Origin of the sequence: Thauera sp. 2A1 (assembly GCF_009469595.2) — a bacterium.
Taxonomy (GTDB): Bacteria; Pseudomonadota; Gammaproteobacteria; order Burkholderiales; family Rhodocyclaceae; genus Thauera.
In genome coordinates this window covers 12,001-35,927 of sequence record NZ_SSXV01000014.1, presented here as the reverse complement: position 1 = coordinate 35,927, position 23,927 = coordinate 12,001, and the positions used below count along the sequence as shown (strand labels likewise).

The 23,927-nt window shown below is 66.7% G+C and carries 21 protein-coding genes and 2 tRNA genes; 15 read left to right on the top strand and 8 right to left on the bottom strand.

The window, feature by feature from the left end; translation table 11 throughout:
• Window positions 1–2: 2 nt before the first annotated feature.
• Window positions 3–182 carry a 50S ribosomal protein L32 gene (gene rpmF, locus GH664_RS13605; protein ID WP_153168625.1) on the bottom strand — a complete coding sequence of 60 codons (180 nt, stop codon included), beginning with the start codon at window positions 180–182 and terminating at the stop codon, window positions 3–5.
• A 30-nt stretch (window positions 183–212) separates the two neighbouring features.
• Complete coding sequence (locus tag GH664_RS13600; protein WP_308445454.1) at window positions 213–890, bottom strand: YceD family protein; 678 nt, start codon at window positions 888–890, stop codon at window positions 213–215.
• Here GH664_RS13600 and GH664_RS13595 point away from each other — a divergent pair.
• Together GH664_RS13595 and GH664_RS13590 are read left to right on the top strand one after the other, a co-directional pair.
• Entirely contained in the window at window positions 885–1,460 is a 576-nt protein-coding gene (locus GH664_RS13595) for a nucleoside triphosphate pyrophosphatase (protein ID WP_153168624.1), read from the top strand. The two genes, GH664_RS13600 and GH664_RS13595, sit on opposite strands and share 6 nt — an antisense overlap.
• The gene (locus tag GH664_RS13590) at window positions 1,457–2,197 is read left to right on the top strand and encodes an SAM-dependent methyltransferase (RefSeq protein ID WP_153168623.1); all 741 of its coding nucleotides are present in this window, start codon (window positions 1,457–1,459) and stop codon (window positions 2,195–2,197) included. The genes GH664_RS13595 and GH664_RS13590 overlap by 4 nt, the downstream gene beginning before the upstream one ends.
• 25 nt (window positions 2,198–2,222) lie before the next feature.
• On the opposite strand, the gene GH664_RS13585 is transcribed toward GH664_RS13590, so the two are convergent.
• Window positions 2,223–2,879, bottom strand: a complete 657-nt coding sequence (locus GH664_RS13585; RefSeq protein WP_153168622.1) for an HAD family hydrolase — start codon at window positions 2,877–2,879, stop codon at window positions 2,223–2,225.
• On the bottom strand, window positions 2,872–3,834 hold the full coding sequence (locus tag GH664_RS13580) for an RluA family pseudouridine synthase (RefSeq protein ID WP_153168621.1): 963 nt from the start codon (window positions 3,832–3,834) through the stop codon (window positions 2,872–2,874). Before GH664_RS13580 ends, GH664_RS13585 begins: the two co-directional genes overlap by 8 nt.
• 432 nt (window positions 3,835–4,266) lie before the next feature.
• On the opposite strand from GH664_RS13580, the gene GH664_RS13575 reads away from it, so the two are divergent.
• A complete protein-coding gene (locus GH664_RS13575; RefSeq protein WP_153168620.1) occupies window positions 4,267–7,272 on the top strand; it encodes an Rne/Rng family ribonuclease in 3,006 nt (1,001 codons plus the stop codon).
• A 117-nt stretch (window positions 7,273–7,389) separates the two neighbouring features.
• Here GH664_RS13575 and GH664_RS13570 read toward each other — a convergent pair whose 3' ends face one another.
• On the bottom strand, window positions 7,390–7,860 hold the full coding sequence (locus GH664_RS13570; protein ID WP_153168619.1) for a low molecular weight protein-tyrosine-phosphatase: 471 nt from the start codon (window positions 7,858–7,860) through the stop codon (window positions 7,390–7,392).
• Between the two features lie 11 nt (window positions 7,861–7,871).
• Entirely contained in the window at window positions 7,872–9,968 is a 2,097-nt protein-coding gene (gene uvrB / locus GH664_RS13565; RefSeq protein ID WP_153168618.1) for an excinuclease ABC subunit UvrB, read from the bottom strand.
• Window positions 9,969–10,123: 155 nt separating this feature from the next.
• On the opposite strand from uvrB, the gene GH664_RS13560 reads away from it, so the two are divergent.
• From GH664_RS13560 to GH664_RS13535, 6 genes are all read left to right on the top strand, one after another.
• Complete coding sequence (locus GH664_RS13560) at window positions 10,124–11,332, top strand: amino acid aminotransferase (protein ID WP_153168617.1); 1,209 nt, start codon at window positions 10,124–10,126, stop codon at window positions 11,330–11,332.
• Window positions 11,333–11,416: 84 nt separating this feature from the next.
• Window positions 11,417–11,492 (top strand) — tRNA-Asn (locus GH664_RS13555).
• Window positions 11,493–11,551: 59 nt separating this feature from the next.
• Window positions 11,552–11,627, top strand: a tRNA-Asn gene (locus GH664_RS13550).
• Between the two features lie 79 nt (window positions 11,628–11,706).
• On the top strand, window positions 11,707–11,973 hold the full coding sequence (locus GH664_RS13545) for a hypothetical protein (RefSeq protein WP_153168616.1): 267 nt from the start codon (window positions 11,707–11,709) through the stop codon (window positions 11,971–11,973).
• 441 nt (window positions 11,974–12,414) lie between these two features.
• Window positions 12,415–12,714 (top strand): type II toxin-antitoxin system RelE/ParE family toxin, encoded by a 300-nt coding sequence (locus GH664_RS13540; RefSeq protein ID WP_153168615.1) that lies wholly within the window; start codon window positions 12,415–12,417, stop codon window positions 12,712–12,714.
• A complete protein-coding gene (locus GH664_RS13535; protein ID WP_153168614.1) occupies window positions 12,711–13,022 on the top strand; it encodes an addiction module antidote protein in 312 nt (103 codons plus the stop codon). The genes GH664_RS13540 and GH664_RS13535 overlap by 4 nt, the downstream gene beginning before the upstream one ends.
• A 92-nt stretch (window positions 13,023–13,114) precedes the next feature.
• Here the strand turns inward: GH664_RS13535 and GH664_RS13530 are convergent, their stop codons facing one another.
• Entirely contained in the window at window positions 13,115–15,550 is a 2,436-nt protein-coding gene (locus tag GH664_RS13530) for a Lon protease family protein (RefSeq protein WP_153168613.1), read from the bottom strand.
• A gap of 254 nt (window positions 15,551–15,804) precedes the next feature.
• Between GH664_RS13530 and moaA the strand changes: the two genes are divergently transcribed.
• The 3 genes from moaA to GH664_RS13515 all read left to right on the top strand — a co-directional run bounded on the left by moaA (window position 15,805) and on the right by GH664_RS13515 (window position 19,628).
• The gene (gene moaA / locus GH664_RS13525) at window positions 15,805–16,884 is read left to right on the top strand and encodes a GTP 3',8-cyclase MoaA (protein ID WP_153168612.1); all 1,080 of its coding nucleotides are present in this window, start codon (window positions 15,805–15,807) and stop codon (window positions 16,882–16,884) included.
• Window positions 16,885–16,891: 7 nt separating this feature from the next.
• Window positions 16,892–17,980, top strand: a complete 1,089-nt coding sequence (gene ald / locus GH664_RS13520) for an alanine dehydrogenase (RefSeq protein ID WP_153168611.1) — start codon at window positions 16,892–16,894, stop codon at window positions 17,978–17,980.
• Between the two features lie 139 nt (window positions 17,981–18,119).
• Window positions 18,120–19,628: a hypothetical protein gene (locus GH664_RS13515; RefSeq protein ID WP_153168610.1), complete on the top strand. Its 1,509-nt coding sequence runs from the start codon at window positions 18,120–18,122 to the stop codon at window positions 19,626–19,628.
• 43 nt (window positions 19,629–19,671) lie between these two features.
• Here the strand turns inward: GH664_RS13515 and GH664_RS13510 are convergent, their stop codons facing one another.
• Window positions 19,672–20,232: an SRPBCC family protein gene (locus GH664_RS13510; protein ID WP_153168609.1), complete on the bottom strand. Its 561-nt coding sequence runs from the start codon at window positions 20,230–20,232 to the stop codon at window positions 19,672–19,674.
• Between the two features lie 72 nt (window positions 20,233–20,304).
• Between GH664_RS13510 and GH664_RS13505 the strand changes: the two genes are divergently transcribed.
• From GH664_RS13505 to GH664_RS13495, 3 genes are all read left to right on the top strand, one after another.
• Complete coding sequence (locus GH664_RS13505; protein WP_153168608.1) at window positions 20,305–20,982, top strand: response regulator; 678 nt, start codon at window positions 20,305–20,307, stop codon at window positions 20,980–20,982.
• Window positions 20,983–20,998: 16 nt separating this feature from the next.
• A complete protein-coding gene (locus GH664_RS13500; protein WP_153168607.1) occupies window positions 20,999–22,342 on the top strand; it encodes an ATP-binding protein in 1,344 nt (447 codons plus the stop codon).
• A gap of 87 nt (window positions 22,343–22,429) precedes the next feature.
• A complete protein-coding gene (locus GH664_RS13495) occupies window positions 22,430–23,908 on the top strand; it encodes a DegQ family serine endoprotease (RefSeq protein WP_153168606.1) in 1,479 nt (492 codons plus the stop codon).
• Window positions 23,909–23,927 lie beyond the last annotated feature (19 nt).

Sequence of the window (23,927 nt, the reverse complement as noted above, 5' to 3'; positions counted from 1 at the left end):
CCTTATTCACCCTTGGTCTTGAGGACCTTCTTGCCCCGGTAGAAACCGTTGGGGCTGATGTGGTGACGGAGATGAACCTCACCCGTGGTCGCCTCGACGGCCAGCGCCGGACCGGTGAGGAAATCGTGCGCACGGTGCATGCCGCGCTTGGACGGGGACTTCTTGTTCTGCTGAACGGCCATGGAATGACTCCTGAATCAAAAAAGTTGCGCCTACGCCTTCTTGCCGACGCGCAGCGCGGCGAGCCCGGCGAAAGGCGATTCCTTCTGCACCCCGCCATCGGGGCGAGGCGGTTGGCAATCATCGTGTCGCGGCGCAATCGGCAACGCCAGGAGCACCTCTTCCTCGACGAGGCCGATCACGTCGAGATCGCTGCCGACCTCCAGCGCATCGACCTCATCGTCTTCCAGCTCCTCGTCGGGGATCTCCTCCCCTTCACGCACCGGTTGCAGCAAAACCTCGATATCGACCGGCCACTGCAGCCCACCAAGACAACGCTGGCAGCGCAAGGTCAAACTCCCGCCAACAACGAGCCGCAGGCGGGGACGACGTTCCTCGTCGAGCGAACCCTCGACGCTGAAGCGCAGCACACCCGCCGTATCGGCCAGGCTGTCGGCCAGGCGTTCCAGCTTTGCCACTTCGACTTCAGCATCGATGTGGCGACCATCGGCAGCGAACCGAAACGGATCGGCAATGGTCGTCGAGGTAGCGCCATGTTGCGACATAAGCCGCGCATGATATGATTTTTTTCGCGTTGATGTCAAAGGCTGCGCAAGATGATTATGACGCAACTGTCGCAGGGCGCTCGCCTTGTGAACGCTTTCGCGGCTTGCCACGCCTCCCACCGCTTCAATCCCGGCCCGTTCAATTCCGGATATCCCGAGATGCAACTCGTCCTCGCCTCCACGTCCACCTATCGCAAGCAGCTGCTCGAGCGCCTGATGATCAGCTTCGAGACCGCGCGACCGGAAACGGACGAGACGCCGCTGCCTGGCGAGACTCCGTCCGCCACGGCGGAACGCCTCGCAGTCGAAAAGGCCCGGGCCGTGGCGCCCTCCTTTCCCGACGCCCTGATCATCGGCAGCGACCAGGTCGCTCATCTCGGCAGCGAGGTGTTCGGCAAGCCCGGCACCGAGGAGCGCGCGGTCGCCCAGTTGCAACGCATGCGGGGGCGCACCGTCGTCTTTCACACGGCGCTCGCGCTGATCAACACCCGCAGCGGGCGCATCCAGTGCGAAGGCGTGCCGACCCTGGTGCGATTCCGCGACCTGTCCGACGACGAGATCCGCCGCTACGTCGCGACGGAGCGTCCGCTCGACTGCGCCGGCAGCGCGAAGTCCGAGGGCCTGGGCATCTCGCTGCTCGAAGCCTTGTCGGGCGACGACCCCACGGCCCTGATCGGCCTGCCACTGATCGCACTGTCACGCATGCTGCGCGCCGAAGGCGTCCAACTGCCATGAACGCCGCGGAACCCTCGACACCGACCGGGACGCTCTACCTCGTCCCGGTCGCCCTCGGTGACGCGCCGTGGCAAAGCTTCCTGCCGCAGCAGGCGCAGGCCATCGCCGCACGCCTGAGGCATTTCGTCGTCGAGACCGCGCGCAGCGCCCGGGCGCACCTCAAGCAACTGGACTTTCCGCATCCGCTGCGCGACACCGACGTACGCGAACTGCCCGCCGACCCCGCCAACGCCCCCGAGGCAGCGATCGACGCCCTGCTCGCCCCGGCGCTGGCCGGCGACGACATCGGCTTGATGTCCGACGCAGGCTGCCCGGCGGTCGCCGACCCCGGCGCCCGCCTGGTGGCGCGCGCCCACGCGCTCGGCATCCGCGTCGTGCCGCTGGTGGGGCCGTCTTCCATCCTCCTCGGCCTGATGGGCTCGGGACTGAACGGACAGAGCTTCGCCTTCCACGGCTACCTGCCGGTCGCCGAAGCGGAGCGCGACGAGCGCATCCGCGCGCTGGAAGTCGAATCCCGTACGCAGCAGCGCACGCAGATCTTCATCGAAACGCCATACCGCAACGAGCGCATGTTCGAGGCCTTGCTCCGCGCGTGCCGGCCCGGCACGCGCCTGTGCGTCGCCTGCGACCTGAGCACCAGCAACGAATTCCTGCTCACGCGCAGCGTCGGCGACTGGCGGCGAACGGCGAAGCCAGCGCTGGCGAAACGCCCGACGCTCTTCCTGCTGCTGGCCTGAGCCGTCGCCGCGCCGTCCGGCAGACTCAGGCGTGCTGCCTCAACCAGCGCCCCAGTTCTGCCGGCGTACCCACGCAATCGAGCGGCGCCTCGGCCCGCAGCACTTCGGCCGGATGGGCGCCGAAGCTCACTGCAAGCGAGGCCACGCCCGCGTTCCTCGCCATCAGCAGGTCGTGCGTGGTGTCTCCGACCATCAACGTGCGCGCGGGCTCCACTGACAGTTCGTCCATGATCTGCTCCAGCATTGCCGGATGCGGCTTGGAGAAGCATTCATCGGCGCAGCGCGTGCTGTGGAAATAGCTGGCCAGGCCCGAGTGACCCAGCGCCCGGTTGAGCCCCAGGCGGCTCTTTCCGGTCGCCACGCCGAGCATGCGACCCTGCTCCGACAGCCAGGCCAGCGTGTCGGCCACGCCAGGAAACAGCGTCAGTTCATGGTCGCTCGAGAGGTAGTGGTGTCGATAACGCTCGATCATGCGCGGGTAGTCGCTTTCGGCCAGTTCCGGCACTGCGTGTCGCAACGCATCGCCCAGGCCGAGCCCGATGACGTAGCGCGCCCGCTCCTCCGGCGGCTCAGGCAGCCCCAGGTCGCGGCACGAAGCGACGATGGCGCGCACGATCGCGCCCGCCGAATCCATCAGCGTGCCATCCCAGTCGAACACGATGAGATCGAAGCGATCAGCCATTTGCCCTTCCCCGTCTCGAATCCAGTCCATCGACGAAGCGCTGCAACTCCTCCGGCAAGGGCGCCTCGAAGCTGAGCCGCTCGCCCGTCAGCGGGTGGTCGAAGCTGAGCTTCGCCGCGTGCAGGAACATGCGCTTCAGCCCTTCGCCCTCCAGCCGCTTGTTGAGCGCGAAGTCGCCGTACTTGTCGTCGCCGCAGAGCGGAAAACCCAGATGCGCCAGATGCACGCGGATCTGATGCGTGCGCCCGGTCTTCAGTTCCACTTCGAGCAGGCTGTAGTCCGCCCAGCGCTTCACCAGACGCACCACGCTGTGCGCCGGCTTGCCCTCGTCGCTGACCCGCACCCGGCGCTCGCCCTCGGGCGTGAGGTATTTGTGCAGCGCAACCTTCACATGCTGCAGCGGATTCGCCCAGCGCCCGGGCACCAGCGTCAGGTAGCGCTTCTCGACCCTGCCTTCGCGCATCATGTCGTGCAGCGCGGTGAGCGCGGAGCGCTTCTTGGCGACGATCAGCAGGCCCGACGTTTCGCGGTCGAGGCGGTGCGCAAGCTCGAGCATGCGCAACTCCGGCCGCTGCGCGCGCAACTGCTCGATCACGCCGTAGCTCACCCCGCTGCCGCCATGCACCGCCTTGCCCGACGGTTTGTCGATCACCAGGATGGCGTCGTCCTCGTACACCACCGGCAACGGCTTGCCCAGCGGGGCTGGCGCCGAGCGCGTCGGCTCGGCGGTGCGCAGCGGCGGAATGCGCACCTCGTCGCCCGCCTGCAGGCGATAGGTCTGCTGCACGCGGCCACCGTTCACCCTCACCTCGCCACTGCGCAGGATGCGATACACATGGCTCTTGGGAACCCCTTTCGCCACGCGCAGCAGGAAATTGTCAATGCGCTGACCGGCCGCGGCCTCGTCGATGCGCTCATGGCGCACTGCAATCGCTTTGCCTTCTGTCGTCGTCATGAAATATACTTCTGCGCCGTTGAATCCGGTTTCAGTCAGCCAAGTGCCTCGCCCGCGAGAACCGTCGGATGCGAGGCAAACTGCTGGCGACGAGCCCTGAAGAGCGCTCCCGGCTTCTTCGCCGCGTGCCATCCAAGGCCAAAAAAGGCGCCGATGGTAACGCAAACAAGCCAGTACGACACACTGGTCCAGCCCAACAACTGGACTTAAACGCCTAAATCAAAGCAGGCACAAGCAGGATCAAATGTCCCGGCCCGCTCGTCCGAAACGGCATCCGGGCGGGGACAAGAGAATTTCGACCAGCCGACCCATCACAGCCCTTACCAAAACCGGATGAAAGCAGCAGCCCTAACCGATCGCTCCTGACCCCGGAAAGCGCGATGGTGCGCGCCGTTCGTCCTGCCCGTGTGACCTGCGCGGGAGAAGGATCAAATGAAGCGCATGCTTTTCAATGCGACGCAGGCCGAGGAACTGCGCGTCGCGATCGTGGACGGTCAGAAACTGATCGACCTCGATATCGAATCGGCCGCAAAAGAAGAACGCAAGAGCAACATCTACAAGGCGGTCATCACCCGCATCGAGCCCAGCCTCGAGGCGGCTTTCGTCGATTACGGCGCGGACCGGCACGGCTTCCTGCCGTTCAAGGAGATTTCCCGCTCCTACTTCCAGCCCGGCGTCGACGCCGGCAAAGCATCCATCAAGGAAGCCCTGAGGGAAGGTCAGGAGCTCATCGTCCAGGTCGAGAAGGACGAGCGCGGCAACAAGGGCGCGGCGCTGACGACCTACATCTCGCTCGCCGGCCGCTACCTCGTGCTGATGCCGAACAACCCGCGCGGCGGCGGTGTCTCCCGCCGCGTCGAGGGTGACGAGCGCGCCGAGCTGCGTGAAAACATGGACCAGCTCGACGTGCCGCAGGGCATGAGCCTGATCGCGCGAACCGCCGCGATCGGCCGCAGCGCCGAAGAGCTGCAGTGGGACCTCAACTACCTGCTGCAACTGTGGACCGCCATCGAAGGCGCGGCGCAGGGCCAGAGCGGCGCCTTCCTGATCTACCAGGAAGGCAGCCTGGTGATCCGTGCGATCCGCGACTACTTCCAGCCCGACATCGGCGAGATCCTGATCGACACCGACGACATCTTCGAGCAGGCGCGCCAGTTCATGGCGCACGTGATGCCGAACAACGTCGCCAAGATCAAGCGCTACTCGGACGACGTCCCGCTGTTCTCGCGCTTCCAGATCGAGCACCAGATCGAATCCGCGTATTCCCGCCAGGTCGGCCTGCCCTCGGGCGGCGCGGTGGTCATCGACCACACCGAGGCGCTGGTGTCGATCGACGTGAACTCCGGCCGCGCCACCAAGGGCGCCGACATCGAGGAAACCGCACTGCGCACCAACCTCGAGGCGGCCGACGAGATCGCCCGCCAGTTGCGCCTGCGCGACCTCGGCGGCCTCATCGTCATCGACTTCATCGACATGGAGTCGCAGAAGAACCAGCGCGAGGTGGAAAACCGCCTGCGCGATGCCCTGCGCCACGACCGCGCCCGCGTGCAGACCGGCAAGATCAGCCGCTTCGGCCTACTCGAGCTGTCGCGCCAGCGCCTGCGTCCGGCGCTGGCCGAGACGAGCTACATCACCTGCCCGCGCTGCAACGGCACCGGCCACATCCGCAGCACCGAATCTTCCGCGCTGCACATCATCCGCATCCTCGAAGAGGAAGCGATGAAGGAGAACACCGGCGCGGTGCACCTGCAGGTGCCGGTCGATGTCGCCACCTTCCTGCTCAACGAGAAGCGCGTCGACATCGCCCGCATCGAGATGCGCCACAAGGTGCAGCTCATCATCGTGCCGAACCGCCACCTCGAGACACCGGCGCACGAGATCATCCGCTTGCGCCACGATCAGCTCAACACCGAGGACATCGCGCTGGCGAGCTACCAGATGGTGCAGAAGCCCGAGGAAACCGAACAGCGCCTGCCTGGCAAGGCCAGCGACAAGCCCGTGCGCCAGGAAGCTGCGGTGAAAGGCATTGCCCCCAGCCAACCGGCGCCAATGCCCGAGGCGCGTCCCGAGCCGGCCGTCGCGCCGGTCGAGCCCCCCAGCCAGCGCCCCGGACTCATCGGCCGCATCCTCGGCTGGTTGCGTGGCGAACGTGCTGCGACACCGGCTCCCGTCCCTGCGGTGGAGACCGAACCGAAGCGCGAACCGCGTCCGCGCAGCGAGCGCAGTGGCGACGGACGCCGCGGCAACGGCAATCGTAACCGGCGTGAGCGCGACACTGACTCCCAGGCCGGCCGCAGCAGCCGTCCTGAGCGTGGCGAACGCGTGGAACAGGCCGAGAAGCCCCAGCGCGCCGCCCAGGCAGGCGAGCGCCTGGAACGCGGCGAGCGTACCGAGCGTACCGAGCGTGCCGAGCGGACCGAAGGCGGTAATCGCGGCCGGGGTCGTGGTCCGCGCAACGCGCGTCCGGAAGACAGCACCGAGAAACCGGCAAGCCCGGCCTTGAGCGAAGTTGCCGCCGCGGCGGCGGCAACTGCGGCCGCTGCCTCGGAGGCCGCGGCAGCGCTCGCGCCGGAGGAAGGCACCGTCACCAGCGAGGGCAGCACTCCCGAAGAAGGGATGCAGCCCGAGAAGCGCCGCCGCCGGGGCCGTGGCCGTGGCCGACGCGCGGGCGAGGCTGCCGGCGTCACCACGCTGGCGGAAGAAGGCGGAGAAGCGGCTGGCGACGAAACCGCTGAAACTTTCGCCGCCACCGTCGCAGCCGAACCGACACCCGCCGCTGCTGAAGCTGCCGTCGAGGAATTCACCTCGACGCCTGCAACCGCCGCCGCGGCCGAAAGCCAAGTTGAGGCTGCGCCGGCCGTGGCGCCGATCGCGGCTGAGGCCGCGGCGACTACGTTGCCCGCCGAGGCTGCGCCACTGCCGATCGCCGTGTCGCCTGCTGTCGAACCGCCTGCCGAACCGACCGTCGAGGCACCGCTCCCGGTTGCGGTGACCGCGCCTGCGCAATCAGCCCCGGCAGTCGAACATGCCGCCGAAGCGCAAACGGAGAAGGCAGTCGAGATCGCCACGACGGAAGCCCCTGCGGTTGCGGAGCCGGAGCTGGCGGCCAGCACCGAACCCGCTGCCGGCGCTCAGGCAGAAACGCGCACCGCCGAAACTGCCGCCGCGGAAACGCTTGCGGGCGAGGCCGTCACGCCGACCGAGGCTCAGCCTCAGGCAGCCGAAGCCGAACCCATCGAGGCGAAACCGTCGGCTGCCACCATGGACGTCGGCCACGTCGTCGCCGAAGCCGGGTTGATCATGATCGAAACCGATGCGAGCAAGCAGGCGCAGTTCGGCACCGGCGCGCCCGAAGCGCCGCTCCGCCTCGGCCGCAAGCCGCGCCCCGCGCCGGTGATCGTGGACGAGCCGCTGCAGCAGGTCGAGACGCACAAATAAGGCCGCGCTCCCTCGGGCGAAGGTTCGAGGGAGCGATCACGTCTGCTGAACCAGTGACGAGAGCCGCGATCGGGTGACCGATCGCGGCTCAGCTTCATCAGCGGCAGTGACTGTGCCTCAGGCGCGCTTCAGGATGTCGTCCAGGAGCCCCTGCACGGCGTCCTCGCACATGTCGAGCACCGCGTCGAAACCCGTCGGGCCGCCGTAGTACGGGTCGGGCACCTCGTCGAATTCGCTGTCGCGGGCGTAGCGCATCAGCAGATCCAGGCGCCCCTTGTAGGGTTCCGGGCAGGCGCGGCGCATGATGTCGAGGTGGCCACGGTCCATCGCCAGGAGCAGGTCGAAGCGCTGGAAGTCGAAATGCTCCAGCTTGCGCGCACGCAGTTTCGAAAGATCGTAACCACGCCGCAGGGCCGCCTTCTGCGTGCGCGGATCAGGCGCCTCGCCGACGTGGTAGCCGTTCGTGCCGGCCGAATCGACGACGATGCGGTCACTCAGGCCTCTCACTTCGATGAAGTGGCGCGCCACGCCTTCTGCCGTCGGCGAACGGCAGATGTTGCCGGTGCATACGAAAAGCACCCTAGTCATTTTTCTCTCCCTCATGTGCTGCCGTGCTGGTCTGCGCCAAACGCGCGCTGGCGCAGCTTGAACAGCTCGTCGCGCGCTGCAGCGGCTTTTTCGAATTCCAGGTTGCGGGCGTGCTCCTGCATCTCCTTTTCCAGGCGCTTGATGGCCCGCGCCAGCGCCTTCTCGTCCATCACCGCATAGTCGGCATCCTTCTCGGCGACGCGTGCGGCATCGCGCTTCGCACCGTCCGAATCATAGACACCGTCGATGATGTCCTTGATGCGCTTGGTGACCGACTTGGGCACGATACCGTTGGCTTCGTTGTAGGCGATCTGCTTCTGGCGCCGGCGCTCGGTTTCGCCGATCGCCGCCTTCATCGAGTCGGTGATGCGGTCGGCGTACAGGATCGCCGTGCCGTGCAGGTGGCGCGCGGCGCGACCGATGGTCTGGATCAGCGAGCGCTCCGAGCGCAGGAAGCCCTCCTTGTCCGCATCGAGGATCGCGACCAGCGACACCTCCGGAATGTCCAGGCCTTCACGCAGCAGGTTGATGCCCACCAGCACGTCGAACTCCCCCAGGCGCAGGTCGCGGATGATCTCGACGCGCTCCACCGTGTCGATGTCCGAGTGCAGGTAACGCACCCGGATGCCGTTGTCGGCAAGGTAGTCGGTAAGGTCCTCCGCCATGCGCTTGGTCAGCACGGTGACCAGCACGCGCTCGTTCACGTCCAGCCGCTTCTTGATCTCCGACAGCAGGTCGTCGACCTGGGTCATCGCCGGGCGCACCTCCACCATCGGGTCGATCAGGCCGGTCGGGCGCACCACCTGTTCCACCACCTGGCCCTGGTGCTCCTCCTCGTACTTGGCCGGCGTGGCGGAGACGAAGACGGTCTGCGGCATCAGGCGCTCGAACTCGTCGAACTTGAGCGGCCGGTTGTCGAGCGCCGACGGCAGGCGGAAACCGTAGCCGACGAGGTTCTCCTTGCGCGACCGATCGCCCTTGTACATGCCGCCCACCTGGCCGATGGCGACGTGCGACTCGTCGATGAACAGCAGCGCGTCCGGCGGCAGGTAATCGATCAGGGTCGGCGGCGGCTCGCCCGGACCACGGCCGGACAGATGGCGCGAGTAATTCTCGATGCCCTTGCAGAAGCCCATCTCGTTCAACATCTCGAGGTCGAAGCGGGTGCGCTGCTCGATGCGCTGCGCCTCGACGAGCTTGCCGTCGCGCTGGAAGAAGGCTACGCGTTCACGCAGTTCCTCCTTGATCGCCTCGATCGCCTGCAGCACGGTGGCGCGCGGCGTCACGTAGTGGCTGGAGGGATACACGGTGAAACGCGCCAGCCTGTGCTTGAGGTGACCGGTCAGGGGATCGAACAGCGTCAGGTGCTCGATCTCGTCGTCGAACATGTCGATGCGCACCGCCAGCTCGGCGTTTTCTGCCGGGAACACGTCGATGACGTCGCCGCGTACGCGGAAGGTGCCACGGCGGAAGTCGATGTCGGCGCGCGTGTATTGCATCGCCACCAGGCGCTGGATCAGGTCGCGGTGCGCCATGCGCTCGCCTTCGCGCAGGTGCAGGATCATCGCGTGGTAATCGACCGGGTCGCCGATGCCGTAGATGCACGACACCGTCGCCACGATCACCACATCGCGCCGCTCCATCAGGCTCTTGGTCGCCGACAGCCGCATCTGCTCGATGTGCTCGTTGATCGACGAGTCCTTCTCGATGAACAGATCGCGCGACGGCACGTAGGCCTCGGGCTGGTAGTAGTCGTAGTAGCTGACGAAGTACTCGACTGCGTTCTCCGGCAGGAACTCCTTGAACTCGGCATACAACTGCGCGGCCAGCGTCTTGTTCGGCGCCAGCACCAGGGCCGGGCGCCCCATGCGGGCGATGACGTTGGCCATGGTGTAGGTCTTGCCCGAGCCGGTCACGCCGAGCAGGGTCTGGTACATCAGCCCGTCTTCCACCCCTTCGCACAGCAGGCGGATCGCCTCGGGCTGGTCGCCCGCGGGCGGAAAGGGCTGGTGCAGGCGGAAGGGGCTGCCCTCGAAGGTGAGCACCTGTACCCCGCTGCCCGGCGCACCTTCAGGTTGCTTCGTCGCGCTACTGCCTTGACTCGCCATGCTAAAATTTCCGCTTGTTTTTTCGACCGCCTGCACCAAGCCGGTGCTCGCACGCGAAAGCAGCGATTATTTCCCAAATCGCGCCGCAAGGCACGGCTCACCGTCGGCCCGAGGCGCGCAGACACGCCAGCACAACTGGAACAACTGGAGTCGATATGTCCGCTTCGATCTTCGCCGCCGTCGAGATGGCGCCCCGTGACCCGATCCTTGGCCTGAACGAGGCCTTCGCCGCCGACACCCGTGCTGAAAAGGTCAACCTCGGCGTGGGCGTCTATTACGACGACAACGGCAAGATCCCGCTGCTCGCAGCAGTACGCAGCGCCGAGAAGGCCCGCCTCGAAGCCGCTCCCGCCCGTGGCTACCAGCCGATCGAAGGCCCCGCCGCCTACAACAACGCGGTGCAGAACCTGCTGTTCGGCAAGGAATCCGCCCTCATCGCCGAAGGCAAGGTCGTCACCGCCCAGGCGCTGGGCGGCACCGGCGCGCTGAAGATCGGCGCCGATTACATCAAGCGCCTGCTGCCCGGCGCCACCGTGTATATCTCCGACCCGAGCTGGGAGAACCACCGCGCCCTGTTCGAAGCCGCCGGCTTCCCGGTCGAGAACTACCCATACTACGAGCCCGAGACCCGCGGCGTGAACTTCGCCGCCATGAAGGCCAAGCTCGACACGCTGCAGCCGGGCTCGGTGGTCGTGCTGCACGCCTGCTGCCACAACCCGACCGGCGCCGACCTCAGCGACGCACAGTGGAACGACGTGGTCGACGTCTGCCGCGGCCGCGGCCTGGTGCCCTTCCTCGACATGGCCTACCAGGGTTTCGCTGACGGCATCGAACCTGATGCCGTCGCGGTGCGTGCCTTCTCGGCCAGCGGCCTGCAGTTCTTCATCTCGAGCTCGTTCTCGAAGAGCTTCTCGCTGTATGGCGAGCGCGTCGGCGCGCTGTCGATCATCACCGCCAGCAAGGACGAATCGGCCCGCGTGCTGTCGCAACTGAAGCGCGTGATCCGCACCAACTACTCCAACCCACCCACGCATGGCGGCGCGATCGTCGCGGCGGTGCTGAACTCGGCCGAACTGCGCCAGATGTGGGAAGACGAGTTGGGCGGCATGCGCGAGCGCATCCGCGCGATGCGCACCGGGCTGGTGGAGCAGCTCAAGGCCGCAGGCGTGGCGCAGGATTTCTCCTTCGTCATCAAGCAGCGCGGCATGTTCTCCTACACCGGCCTCAGCGCCGCGCAGGTCGAGACGCTGAAGAGCGAGTTCGGCATCTACGCCGTGTCCACCGGCCGCATCTGCCTTGCAGCGCTGAACTCGAAGAACATCGGTTACGTTGCCAAGGCAATCGGCCAGGTCGTGAAGGCCTGACCGGACGGGAACGCCGGCGATGACAAAAATCATCGCAGCTTCCTTGACGAAAGCGCGCGTACTACCTAGAATGCGCGCCTCTGTTCCCCGATAGCTCAGTCGGTAGAGCGCCGGACTGTTAATCCGTAGGTCCCTGGTTCGAGCCCAGGTCGGGGAGCCAAGTTTTCACAACTTGGTGTTTCTCCAAGGAACAGCAAGTCAGCATTACAACCGAGTTTTTCCCCGATAGCTCAGTCGGTAGAGCGCCGGACTGTTAATCCGTAGGTCCCTGGTTCGAGCCCAGGTCGGGGAGCCAAGTTACCTCGCACTGTGAACCGCCGATGGCATTCACAATGCTTTCAGGCCAGTAATCCAGCGCCACTTCGTGGCCACGGATGCTGGCCTTTTTCACGATCGCCGCCGTCAGCGGGCGCAGCTTGGTCGGCTTTTGGCACGATCGCACCACGTCCCCGAAAAGCTCCGCCGCGCGCCAGCACGTCGATCCGCGCCTGCCGTCCGCGCTCTTCGCCGCCTCGTCGTGCGACTTGTTATTAAGCTCATCGAGCTTCGTCGTCGTCTCATCGAGCCACTTCGTGGACGAAGAAATTTCGAGCCGCGCTCGGACAGTCTTGTCTTCGCTGCCGCCTTACTCTTGGTCATGACTCAACGTGCCCAAGGCGCAAACGCAAGAAACCTGAGCGCCGCAGCGCCCAGCCTACTGGAGAAGCCGTTTCACCGCTCGCACGAACGTGGCAACCAGTCCGCGCGCTGACGGCTCGTCCTTGGGCAACAAGTCCGCGATTCGCGCAGCGGCCTGAATGGTTGCTTCGTCAGCGCCAAGAAAGGCGCCGGTCGCGCGCAGCCTCTCCATCGTCAGAGGTTCAGGCGCCCGCGCGATATGCGGGCCGGCGGACGGGTGGCGCACTTTCGGCCAGCGCCAGACCAGTCCACGGGCCTCCTCTTCGAAGATGGCTTCCCATGTGCAGCAGCAACCCTCGCCGCCGTCGAGGTCGCAGGGCCCGAACGGATAGGCTGGCGCATCGCATAGGCACCATCCTGCGGGTCATGTTGCGACACTGTAACCCATGGACTACACTCGATCCATGCATGAAATCGTTCAGAGTGCGAGCTTCTCGCGCTGGCTCGCCAAGCTGAAGGATCGAGCCGCAGTCATGCGCATCAACGCGCGAATCCGCCGTGTGGCAGAAACCGGCAACTTTGGCGATGCCAAGCCGCTCAGAGACGGTGTCAGCGAAATTCGTATCGATTACGGCCCTGGTTACCGCCTCTACTACCTGCAGCATGGCCCGATCGTCGTTGTGCTGCTTGCCGGTGGCGACAAAAGTACCCAGGACGCCGATATCAAACGAGCGATCGAGATTGCGAAGGAGTGGAAGGGATGACCGAACAATTTTCGCGTTGGGACCCTGTCGATCACCTTCGATCCGAGGAAGACATGGCGATGTATCTGGACGCCTGCCTTGAAGAAGATCCGGGTGATGGCAGCGTCGTGCGTGCCGCGCTCAATGACATCGCCCGGGCTCAAGGGATGACGCAACTGGCGAAGGCCACCGGGATCACGCGCGAAGGCCTGTACAAGGCGCTTTCGCCCGCCGGCAACCCGGAGTTTTCGACGATCCTGAAGGTGATCAAGGCACTGAAGATCAAGCTCCACGCATCGACCGGCACCGAGCCCTCGACGATGACCTGAGGCGGGAGTCTGTCCGGTCCAGTTCCGGCTCATGCACCGCCTTCCGATCCCGCTCTGGTTACATTTCCTTTTTGATCTCTCGCTGGCCTGAGTCACGAAGCCCCATGACGCTGCCGGTGTTGGTGGCCGAGCGGCTTGTGACCTTCGGCATCGTCGTGGGCGCGGCGTGCGGCGGTCATTTCGGCCAGCACCGAGGCCACCTTGTGATTCAGCGTGCCGCGCGGGATGACCCCCTTGGCGTCCGGCTCGCCGGCCGGAATGCCGGTCAGCACCGTCATCGCCTCGTCCACGGTTCCGATGGCGTGGATGTGGAACAGTCCGTCGCGCGCCGCCCGCACCACGTCGTCGCGCAGCATCAGGTGGCGCACGCTGGCGGCCGGGATCACGACGGCGTGACTGCCGTCCAGGCCTCGCGCCTTGCACAGGTCGAAGAAACCTTCGATCTTCTCGTTGACGCCGCCGATGACCTGCACTTCGCCGAACTGGTTCACCGAGCCTGTGATCGCGAAGCGTTGCTGGATGGGCACCTGGGCGAGCGCCGACAAGAGCGCGCACAGCTCGGCCAGCGAGGCCGAATCGCCCTCCACCATACCGTACGACTGCTCGAAGACCAGGCTGCCCGACAACGACAGCGGCTGGTGGCGCGCGTAGCGGGCCGCGAGGAAGGCCGACAGGATCATCACCCCCTTGGAGTGGATCGCGCCGCCAAGCTCGGCCTCGCGTTCGATGTCCACCACGTCGCCCTCGCCCAGACGCACCGTCGCGGTGATGCGGACCGGGTAGCCGAAGCGCTCGCCCGCCAGTTCCACCACTACCAGGCCGTTGATCTGGCCGGCGCGTGCGCCCTCGGTGGAAATCAGGGTCGTACCGTCCAGCATGGACTCGAGCACGCGCTGCGGGTAGCGGCTGCAGCGCCGAGCGCGCGCGGCGATCGCCGCCTCGACTTCAGCGCGGCCAGTCGTCTCGCGACCATTGAGGCGGGCGTGGTGGTCGGCCTCGCGCATCAGGTCCGACAAGGAACGTGTGTTGAGCGACAGTTTGGCCGCATCCTCGGCCAGCCGTGCCGCCTCCTCGATCAGGCGTGCCACGCCGCCGCGGTCGATGGGCAGCAGGTTGGCGCCGCGCGCCAGCAGCGCCATGAGCCGCGCATATTCGTATTCGTTTTCCGGCGTGCGCGGGATGTCGTCGTCGAAGTCGGCCGCGACCTTGAACAGGTCGGCGAACTCGGGGTCGTTCTCCATCAGCAGGTAATACAGCTCGCGGTCGCCGATCAGCACCACCTTCACCGCGCAGGGCACCGCCTCCGGCTCCAGCGTCAGCGCACCACTCCAGCCCTGCGCTTCGGCCGGTGGCTCGATGCGGATCTCGCCACTGCGCAGGCTGCGCTTGAGGCCTTCCCAGGCAAACGGCTGGGTCAGCAGGCGTTCGGCATCGATGACCAGGTAGCCGCCGCTGGCGCGATGCAGCGCCCCGGCACGGATCATGTTGAAGTGCGTGACCTGGGCGCCCTGCTGCACGATGTGTTCGATGCGGCCGATCAGGTTGCCATAGCCGGGATTGTTCTCGAACACGACCGGCGCTCCCTGCGACGTGGCGTGATCGACCAGCAGCTTCACCTGGTAACGGTGGAAGCGTGTGTTGTCGTCCGGCTCGGTGACTTCCTCCTCTTCCTCTTCCTGTGGGATGCCATTGACGGCGTTGTCGAGCACGTCCTTGCTGACCGCATCGAGGAAGCTCAGTACTTCGGGCAGGTCGGCGTGGCGCTCGCGTACCTCACGCAGCAGATGCGAGACGGCCGGGCCCAGCGCCTCCTGCTCGGCGCGCGCGATCGATTCGCGCAGTGCCTTGCGCCAGCCGGGGAACTCGTTGAGCAGATCCTCGAGCTTGTCGCTCCAGCCGCCCACTCGGGTCTCGATCTCATCGCGTTCCGCCTGTGGCAGCGCATCGAACGCTTCCGGCGACAGCACCTCGCCATCGCGCGAGGGTGCGAAGACGAAGCCTTCCGGGGTCTGCAGCAATGAAATGCCTTCAGCGCCGCAAGCCTGGCCCAGTTCGCGCAGGGCCCCCTCCTCGCGCGCCTTGTGGTTGTTCTGCAGCGCCTCCACGCGGTCGCTGTGTGTGTCGCTGCCGAGCGCGGATTCGACCGCTGGGCCCAATTCGCGGATGAATGTCTGCATCTGCGCCCGCAGCACGGCGCCGCGTCCCGCAGGAAGAGTGAGCAGACGCGGATGCAGCGGCTCGTCAAAGTTGTGCAGGTAGCAAAGATCGGGCGGCACCGGCTCCGCGGCCGCGCGCGCGCGCAGCAGGCGGAAGGTGGTCGCGTGCTTGCCGCTGCCGGGCTCGCCGAGCACGAAGACGTGGTAACCGCTGTGGCCCATCGCCAGGCCGAATTGCAGTGCCTCGACGGCGCGCGCCTGCCCGAGATCACCCGCATGGTCGGCCAGCGAGGCAGTGGAATCGAAATTGAAACGGGAAGGGTCGCAACTCGCGCGCAGGGCGGTTGCAGGAAGCGGCGCAAGATCGGCCATGTTGTTTTGTTCTCCGGGTGCCGGGAAAGGCAGGCGGTACGCCGTGTCGTCGTTGCCATCTTTACCCCCAAGCGCGACGCAGGGCAAGCGCCTTGCGTGTGTCGGGACGGCTGCCGATAATCGAATCATCCTGGGGCGAGACGGTCGACGCACAAGTAGGCTGCTGCGCTGCATCCGATTGACGCCGGACAATGCGCCGCGCCGCAGCCATGTTCACCATGACGGCACCTGCAATGACACGCGCCATTCTTCCCATGAAAGTGATCCCCATCCGCGAAGCGGCGACGCCTTTTGCCCTGGCTGCAGGCAGCACACACCGGTCGGGCGAGGGGGCGCCGCTTGACCAGCGCGGCCGCAGCCTGCGTGATCTGCGAATCTCCGTCACCGACCGCTGCAACTTCCGCTGCATCTATTGCATGCCGCGGGAGGTGTTCGGCAACGACTATCCGTTCCTGCCGCGCGAGGAGCTCCTGAGCTTCGAGGAGATCACCCGCGTCGCACGCCGCGCAGCCGCGCTCGGCGTGCGCAAGATCCGCATCACCGGCGGCGAGCCCTTGCTGCGCAAGGACCTGGAGCGGCTCATCGCCATGCTGGCGGAGCTCGACGGGGTCGAATTGACCCTCACCACCAACGGCGTGCTGCTGCCCAAGCTGGCGCGCCGGCTGAAGGAGGCCGGTCTGCACCGCGTCACCGTCAGCCTGGATGCGCTGGACGACGAAACTTTCCGTCGCATGAACGACGCCGACTTTCCCGTCTCTCGCGTGCTCGAAGGCATCGCCGCGGCGCGCGACGCGGGCCTGGGGCCGATCAAGGTGAACATGGTCGTCAAGCGCGGCACCAACGACCATGGCATCGAGGCGATGGCCAGCCACTTCCGTCATAGCGGCCACATCCTGCGCTTCATCGAGTTCATGGACGTCGGCAGCTCCAACGGCTGGAAGATGGACGAAGTGCTGCCCTCGCGCGACGTCGTCGCACGCATCGACCGGCTGTTTCCGCTCGAGCCCGTGGAGCCCAACTACCAGGGCGAAGTCGCCGCACGCTGGCGCTACAGGGACGGCGCCGGCGAGATCGGCGTGATCTCCTCGGTGACCCAGGCTTTTTGCTCGAGCTGCACGCGCCTGCGGCTGTCAACCGAGGGCAAGCTCTACACCTGTCTGTTCGCCCAGCAGGGCCACGACCTCCGGGCGCTGCTGCGCGGCGGCGCGGACGACGATCACATCGACGCCGCGATCGCCGCGGTCTGGCAGCAGCGCGATGACCGCTACTCGGAGATCCGCACTGCCGCGACACCCACGGCGCGCAAGATCGAGATGTCCTATATCGGCGGATGAGGCGGCCATGCGTGTCGGCGTTCCGAAGGAAATCAAGACGCACGAGTACCGCGTCGGCGCGACGCCGCACAGCGTGCGCGAGCTCATCGCCCGTGGTCACCAGGTCCTCGTGCAACAGGGTGCCGGTGCCGCGATCGGCCTGACCGACGAGCAATACCGCGCAAGCGGCGCCGAGGTGGTCGCTACGCCCGAAGAGGTTTTCGCCCGCAGCGAGCTCATCGTCAAGGTGAAGGAGCCGCAGCCGCACGAGTGCAGCCTGTTGCGCGCCGACCACGCGCTGTTCACCTACCTGCACCTGGCCGCCGATCCGCAGCAGGCGAAGAGGCTGCTCGAAGCCGGGACCACGGCCATCGCTTACGAGACGGTGACCAGCCCGTCGGGCGGGCTTCCCCTGCTGGCGCCGATGAGCGAAGTTGCCGGCCGCATGGCGATCCAGGCCGGGGCGACCTGCCTCGAAAAGCCACGCGGCGGCGCCGGCGTGCTGCTGGGCGGCGTGCCGGGCGTGGCGCCCGCAAGGGTGGTGATCCTCGGTGGCGGCGTCGTCGGTTACAACGCAGCCCGAATGGCAGTCGGACTGGGCGCCGACGTGATCGTCATGGACCCTTCGATCGAGCGCCTGCGCCGTCTCGACGAACTCTTCGCCGGCGCCATCGGCACCCGGCACGCCACCACGGGCATGATCGAGGCGCTGGTGCCTAAAGCCGATCTGTTGATCGGCGCAGCGCTCGTCCCCGGAGCGCGCACCCCGCGCCTGGTGTCACGCGAGTGGCTGGCTCGCATGCAGCCAGGTGCGGTGCTGGTCGACGTGTCGATCGATCAGGGCGGCTGCTTCGAAACCAGCCACCCGACCACGCATGCCGATCCGACCTATGTCGTCGATGGCATCGTGCATTACTGCGTGGCCAACATGCCGGGCGCGGTCGCACGCAGTTCCACCTTCGCGCTCAACAACGCCACCCTGCCCTTCATCCTCGCCCTGGCGGACAAGGGTGTCCAGCGCGCGCTCGCCGACGACCCGCATCTTGCTGCCGGCTTGAACCTGCAAGGTGGTAAAGTCGCGCATCCCGCGGTCGCGGCAGCCCTCGAAGGGGCCTGATTCATTCCGTCGGACAGCGATTCAAGAGCTCCCTCGTCACCCCCAGAACCGGCCCCGAGAGGCCGCACCGAAATTGCAAAGCGTCAGATCGATACCCTTTGTCGGCGCCGCCGCCGATGTAACCGCCGAACGCCCGTGGGTGATCATCAAGCAGACCCTGCTGGTCGCCACCCTGATCCTCGTTCCGCTGTTCTACACCCTCGTGCCACCACTCGAGGACTACCCCAACCACCTCGCGCGCATGTTCGCGCTGTCGCAGATCCCCGCCAACGCCTCGCTGTCCGGCTACTACGAAGCCGCCTGGGCACCGATCCCCAACCTGATCATGGACCTCACCGTGCCGACCCTCGCGTCCTGGGTCGGCATCTACACCGCGGGGCGCATCTTCATCGGCGCCACGCTGCTGCTCCTGCTACTGGGGCCGATGTTCCTGCACCGCACCCTGTACGGCCAATGGTCGGCATGGCCGCTGGTGGGCGGGCTCTTCGTCTACAACGGCTTCCTGTTCGTCGGGCTGATGAACTACCTGTTCGGCGTCGGCGTCGCGGTGTTCGGCCTGGCCACCTGGATACGGCTTGCCGACCGGCCGCTGTTGCTGCGCGCGCTGGCGAGCCTCGCCTTCTGCGCGGTGCTCTACGTCTGCCACCTGTCGGCACTCGGCCTCTACGGCCTGGGTATCGCGAGTTTCGAAGCCTGGCGCCTGTGGACGTCGGGCTCACTGCGGCCCAGCAAGCTCATCGGCAGCGCGCTGGCGCTCGGCCTGCCTTTCCTGCCCGCGCTTTACCTGCTGCTGCACAGCCCGACCTGGGGCCTGGCACATGAGAACGTGTGGGAAGCGCAAGGCAAGCTCGGCGCAGTCACCCGTTTCCTGTCGGTGTATTCGGACCTGGTGGACATCCCTTTCCTCGCGCTGATCATGGGGGCGATCGTCGTCGCCATGCGCCGGGGACTGGTGCGCTTCCATCGCGCCGGCATCGTTGTTGCCATCTCGCTCACGCTCGCCTTCCTTGCGATGCCCAGCATGGCTTTCGGCTCGCTGATGGCTGATGAGCGGCTCGTCGTCGGCATCTTCTTCATGACGCTCGGTTTCATCTCGACCGACCTGCGCAAGCTCGAAGGGCAGAATGCCTTCTTCGCCATCTGCCTGGTCACGATTGCCTTCCGTGTCGTGGATGTGTCGGTCAACTGGTCGTCGATCTCCCATCCGCTGCTCGAGTTGCGCAGTTCGCTCCGCACCATGCAGCCCGGTTCACGGCTGCTGGTGACGCAGGCGGACAACCTCCCTGAAAGCGCGATCGACGCAGCGATGTCCCATGCGCCCACGCTGGCGGTGATCGAGCGGTCGGCGCTGGTGTCGCGCCTGTTCGTCGTGCCCGGCAAGCAGATCCTGCAAGCGCGCGAAGGTGCACGCGAACATGTGGATACCGAAGATGGCGACACGCCGTCGATCAGCCAGGTGATTCTCGCCAGCCACGGCACGGCGCCCGGCAGCGACAGCCACTACTGGGACAAATGGACGGCGTTCTACGACTACCTGGTGGTTCTCGGGACCGATCCCGACGAGTGGGACAACCCTGCCCCGGAACTGCTGCAGCTCGTGCATAACGGCCGCGGCTTCGCCTTCTACAAGGTCAGGCGCAAGGCTTGAATGCGGCAGCGCGCGAAACGGCCGGTTCGGCGGCCGCCCGCCCTCAATGCGCTCGCAACATCTCGCGAATCATCGCCGAGAACTGTTCGGCGGTCTCATGGCGCACGAAAGCGGGTCCGACAAGCGGCGGCAGCCAGAATGCCGGCTCCACTTCGGCGTGGTAATGCAGGCGCGTGCCCCCACCCTCCTCGTCGAGGATCATGACGCTGTCCATGCGCCGCACGTTGCCGCCCACGCTGTGGGCGCGGATTTCCCGCTGCGGTCTCAGCGTGAACTCGCGCATGAAGTCGAATTGCGCGGAGAACGGCCCATATCGCGCTCGCCCGGCCTGCCTGACGCGGATCACGCCCTCGTCGCGCCCGACCACTTCGCTCAGGCGCAGGTTTGGCACGAACTCCGCCATGCGCTCGAATGCGGTCAGCACGACCCATGCCCTCCCGATGTCGACCGGGGCATGCGCGACCATGTCGACGGTGAAATGATCCCCCGCGCGCTCGACGCGCACGTCGGCGTCATCCACGGGGTCAGTGTCGCCTGCGCCCGCCGGCCAGGCGTTCGCCATCAGGAAGAACGATGAGGCGAGGAGGAAGGCAAAACGCGTCATGTTTGGCTACCTCGGCAAGGTTTCGGCGTAACCTTTGGTCATGTTAGCCCAGCTACCCTCCGACTGACTGCAATGCGACTGCTTCTCATCGAGGACGACCCCATGATCGGTGCCGGCGTGCAGCAGGCACTGCGCGGCGAGGGCTACACGGTGGACTGGGTACGCGACGGCGTCGCCGCGGAACTTGCCGTCGCCGACAATCCCTATGAACTGCTGCTGCTCGATCTGGGCCTGCCGCGCCGCGACGGCATCGAATTGCTGCGACGCCTGCGCGGCGCCGGCAAGGCCGTCCCGGTGCTGGTGATGACGGCGCGCGACGCTGTCGCCGACCGCGTGCGCGGCCTCGACGCCGGTGCCGACGATTACCTGGTCAAGCCCTTCGACCTCGACGAACTGGGTGCGCGCGTGCGCGCCCTGCTGCGCCGGCAGCGCGGCACCGCATCACCGCTGATCACGCTGCGCGGGCTGCAGGTCGATCCTGCCACCCGCCAGGTGACGCTGGACGGGGCTGCCGTGCGCCTTTCCGCGCGAGAGTTCTCGCTCCTGTGCGCCTTGCTCGAACAGCCGGGCAAGCCCTTGTCGCGCGCGCAACTGGAGGAGCGCATCTACGGCTGGGACGAGGAAGTAGAGAGCAATGCGGTGGAAGTCCATATCCACGCGCTGCGCCGCAAGCTGGGGCCGGAGTGGATCCGCAACCTGCGCGGCGTAGGCTATTTCGTGCCAGCCTCTACCGACCGGCCGCCGGCGTGACTTCGGGACGAGCGTGATGAACTCGCTGCGCCGTACCCTGCTGATGTCCCTGCTTGCCGCGCTGGTCGCAGTCTTCCTTGCCGGCGCGCTGGCAACCTACACCGCCGCCCGGGCGGAAATCGACGGCCTGATGGATTACCAGTTGCGCCAGCTCGCCCTGTCGCTGCGGGACCAGCAGTTCGGCGGTCCGGTGGCGACACCGCTTGCACCGCCGGAAGAATCGCTCGACTTCGTCATCCAGGTGTGGGACAGCAGCGGCGTGCAGCTCTATCTGTCGCGACCGCACAGCTCCCTGCCTTCGCTCGCACAGCTCGGCTACAGCACCGTGCGCACACCGGAGGGCGACTGGCGCGTGTATTCGGTGCCGCTGCGCGACCGTGTCATCCAGGTGGCGCAGCCGATGTCGGTGCGCAGCAGCATGGCCGCCGACGCTGCGCTGCGCACGCTGTTGCCGCTGCTGGCAGTGGTGCCGCTATTCGGCGCCCTCATCTGGTATCTCGTTGGCCGCGGGCTGCGGCCGCTGGAACGCCTTGCGCGCGACGTGGCGACACGTCGCCCCGATTCCCTCGAACCCCTGCGCGCCGACCACGTGCCGGACGAAGCTCAGCCGCTGGTGCGCGCACTGAACCACCTGCTCGACCGCCTCGGCCAGGCGCTGGCTGTGCAGCGCGCCTTCGTTGCGGACGCCGCGCACGAGCTGCGCACGCCGCTCGCCGCCTTGCAGATCCAGTTGCAGCTTTGCGAGCGTGCCGGCGATCCGGCCGCGCGCGCCGCTGCGTTTGCCGAGTTGCGCGCCGGATTGCAGCGTGCCACCCACATGGTGCAGCAGTTGCTGACGCTGGCGCGCCAGGAGCCCGGCAGCGCGCCGCCGGCCGTGCAGGCACGGCTGGCGCTGGCCGACATCGCGCGCCAGACTCTGGCGGATCACGCGACGCTGGCCGATGCGCGCAACATCGACCTGGGAGCGGACGCGCTCGACGATGGTGCGGTCGTGCTGGGCGACCCCGCCGCGCTGCGCACGCTTGCTGGCAACCTCATCGACAACGCCATCCGCTACACGCCGGAAGGTGGTCGCATCGACGTTGGCGTGCGCCGGGATCCTGCCGGCGGCATCGACCCGCGCTGCTGGATCGAGGTCTGCGACAGTGGCCCCGGCATTCCCCCCGACGAGCGCGAGCGCGTGCTCGACCGCTTCTACCGCCGCAACGGGCAGGAGCAGACAGGCACCGGCCTGGGGCTGGCGATCGTGCGCAGCATCGCCGACCGGCACGAGGCACGTCTCGTCCTCGACACCTCGCCGCTGGGTGGCCTGCGCATCGCCGTCGGTTTCCCGCCTGCCGGCGCCTCCGGAAAAGGCTGACCCGCCTTAAGTTTGCGTTAAGTCGCCTGGTTTTAGTCTGCAAGTGTCGCGGGAGAAGTCCACCCGCTCCAGCACAAGGAGGCAGACATGAAAGCCACAGCCATCAAGCTCAGCATCCTCGCCACCGCCGTCGCAAGCATCTTCGTCGGCGCGTACGGGGGCGCACATCTCGCCAGCTCGGCGCACGCCGAATCCGGTGCGCCCGCCATTACCGCCGTGGCACCCGTGGCAGGCACGGTCGCTGCACCGGTGATGGCGCTGCCGAACTTCCAGAGCATCGTCGAACGGTACGGCCCCGCGGTGGTGAACATCAGCGTCGAAGGCACCGTCAAGACGGCGGCCCGCATGCAGTCGCCTTTCGGACGCATCGATCCGAACGATCCGTTCTACGACTTCCTGCGCCGCTTCGGCCCGCAGTTCCAGGTACCGCAGGGGGAACAGGTCAAGCGCGGTCTGGGGTCGGGCTTCATCATCAGCGCCGACGGCGTCATCCTGACCAACGCCCATGTGGTCGAGGACGCCAGCCAGGTCACGGTGAAGTTGACCGACAAGCGGGAGTTCAAGGCCAAGGTACTCGGTGTCGACAAACCGACCGACGTGGCCGTGCTCAAGATCGACGCCCACGACCTGCCCACCGTGCCGCTGGGAGACCCCACGCAGACCAAGGTGGGCGACTGGGTGCTCGCCATCGGCTCGCCCTTCGGCTTCGAGAACAGCGTGACCGCGGGCATCGTGTCGGCCAAGTCGCGATCGCTGCCCGACGAGGGCTATGTTCCCTTCATCCAGACCGACGTCGCCATCAATCCGGGCAACTCCGGCGGGCCGCTGCTCAACCTCAAGGGCGAAGTGGTCGGGATCAACTCGCAGATCTTCAGCCAGTCCGGCGGCTACCAGGGCCTGTCGTTCGCGATCCCGATCAACGTCGCGGCGCAGGTCAAGGACCAGTTGCTCGCGCACGGCAAGGTGACGCGCGGCCGGCTCGGCGTCGCCATCCAGGATCTCAATCAGGGGCTGGCCGAATCTTTCGGTCTCGACTCCGCGCGCGGCGCGCTGGTGAGCAATGTAGAGGCCGACAGCCCGGCCGCCAAGGCGGGCCTGGAGGCGGGCGACGTCATCCTGAAGTTCGACGGTCAGCCCGTCGCCGCCTCCTCCGAGCTGCCATCCAGGGTCGCCGCAGTGCCGCCCGGCAAGGCAGTGACGCTGGACGTGTGGCACAAGGGCAAGGCGCGCTCGGTCACCGTCACCGTCGGCGAGATGAAGCCGGCGCAGGTGGCGAGCGCTGAATCGGGCTCGCCCGACCGTGGCCGGCTCGGTGTCGCCGTCCGCCCGCTGAACCCTCAGGAACAGCAGGAAGTGGAAACGCGCGGCGGACTGCTGGTGCTGGATTCGAGCGGGCCAGCCGCGCGCGCCGGCATCGAGCAGGGCGACGTGATCCTCGCCGTCAACGGCAAGCCGGTCACCAACGCCGAGGATTTGCGCAGGCAGGTCGCCGGCGCCGGCAAGCACGTGGCACTGCTGATCCAGCGTAACGACGCGCGCATATTCGTTCCCATCGAACTCGGCTGATTGCCACCCAGCTCGGGCT